The sequence below is a fragment of the Candidatus Anoxymicrobium japonicum genome, from assembly GCA_002843005.1.
GTDB classification, from domain to species: domain Bacteria; phylum Actinomycetota; class Geothermincolia; order Fen-727; family Anoxymicrobiaceae; genus Anoxymicrobium; species Anoxymicrobium japonicum.
Map to the genome: position 1 here is coordinate 1 of PHEX01000125.1, position 1,778 is coordinate 1,778.

At 61.4% G+C, this 1,778-nt stretch carries 3 protein-coding genes; all 3 read left to right on the top strand.

Translation table 11 applies throughout. The annotated features are described in order from the left end of the window. Window positions 1-496, top strand: a 496-nt coding sequence (locus tag CVT63_08350; protein PKQ26624.1) for a hypothetical protein, incomplete at its 5' end; no start/stop codon positions are given. A gap of 205 nt (window positions 497-701) precedes the next feature. Beyond that, a complete protein-coding gene (locus CVT63_08355; GenBank protein PKQ26625.1) occupies window positions 702-1,124 on the top strand; it encodes a hypothetical protein in 423 nt (140 codons plus the stop codon). Next, complete coding sequence (locus tag CVT63_08360) at window positions 1,121-1,546, top strand: HNH endonuclease (GenBank protein PKQ26626.1); 426 nt, start codon at window positions 1,121-1,123, stop codon at window positions 1,544-1,546. Before CVT63_08355 ends, CVT63_08360 begins: the two co-directional genes overlap by 4 nt. Window positions 1,547-1,778 lie beyond the last annotated feature (232 nt).

The following is a 1,778-nucleotide window of genomic DNA, read 5'->3' on the forward strand; positions in this document are numbered from 1 at the left end:
GACAATTGTCTTGGACCCGACTCTGGAACCTGGGCGCTACCGGCGACGCCAGATGATTGACGGACTGGCTTTTGTTGCGTCCGCAGACCTATGTCTTGATTTGGTGGAACGTGCGCGCGGCGAAACCAGCCCGGCCGAGGTTGCAGCGATCTTAATTGCCAGACGTGAGGCGCTGGATTGGCCGGCGCTATTGGCGCAGGCCGGACAACGCGGCCTGGCCCGGCGCCTGGGGGTGTTGATCGAGGCTACCGGTGTCGAACTGGGCGCTGACCTTGCGCCGGTGTGGTTTGTCGGGCAGCTCCACCGGCTGGCCGAGGCGGAACCATCCAGCGACCAGGATTACCCGGCCGTGCGCCGCCGTGCGCCGCTGGAAGCATATCCTGCCCTGGCCGAACGGTGGGGGGTGCGTCTGCGCTTGCCGCACCACGTCATCGGCAAGGTGGTCTTGGATCTTTCGGTGCATTCCGGGCCGGTTTTTCAGCCAGCAGGGAGATGATTTGGTGGATGACCGCCTGGTGGGCGACCCCAGCAAGGTCGGCCGCGTGCTCCACTGGGAACCATCCGTTACCTTCCAACAACTCGTGCGCATCATGGTAGACGCGGACCTGGCAACCTTGCAACAGATGGGGAATCACACGCCGCACGTGGGGTGAGAAAAGCGATGAGTCTGCGCCGGTTGCCAAGAGAAAGGTAGGGATTCAATGACTGCTGGAATGATCTCCCTTGCAGTGCCGGAGCCGCTCTATCGGCGACTCGAACGGGTCGCCCAGATGACCCAACGTTCAGTTGCCGAAACGTTGGCTTCGGCGATTGCCATCGCCGTGCCATCTGCGGCGGATCTGCCCGACGCGCTGGCTGATGAATTGGCGGGAATGGCATGGTTGAGCGACAAGATGTTGCGCTCCGCCATCCGCCCCACCTTCACGCGCACACAGCAAAAGCGACTTGCAGAGATCAACGACATCCAGGACAAACGCCCGCTCAGCGTCAGCGAGCGGGCCGAGCAAGCACATCTCCTGGCCGAATACGAACGTTCCATGTTGCGGCGTGCGCAGGCGTTCATGATCTTGGCGCAACGCGGTTATCGCACACCGGGCTACAACGAGTTGGCGTCCAACCTATGAGCCGGCGTGGTGTGCCCGAAGCGTTGCGGCGCTGGTTAGAGACGCTTGGGGAGCGCTGCGAGTATTGCCGCACATCGGAATGGGTCACGGGAATGCCACTGGAAGCAGACCACATCCAACCGCTCGCCAAGGGCGGCGCTGCCAGCAAGGAGAACTTGTGCCGGGCCTGCTCCTCATGCAATACGAGCAAGGGGGATCGGACAGAGGCAACTGATCCGATGACCGGCCAGGCGGGGCCTCTGTTCAATCCACGACGACAGAAGTGGTCTGAGCATTTTACATGGAGCGAGGATGGCACGCGGGTCATCGGCCTTACCGCGTGCAGTCGAGCCACCATTGAGGCGTTGCAGATGAACAACGCACGCATCATACGCGCCCGCCGGTTATGGGGAGCGGCTGGTTGGCATCCACCGGCAAATTAGGCCGTTCCGGAAAAATAGATGTCCCAATATCGCCGGTTTCTCTGGGAATCTCAGGAGGTTCCGGGATGAGTATTTTTCTGGAACTATCTTAGTTCACAGATCACGCGTGGGAGACTTTATGTCCGACATCATCTTCGGCACCGACGGCTGGCGGGGACGCATCGCCGAGGACTACACCTTCGACAGCGTGCGGCGGTGCGCCCAGGGTTTTGCCGACTATCTGAAGGCGACC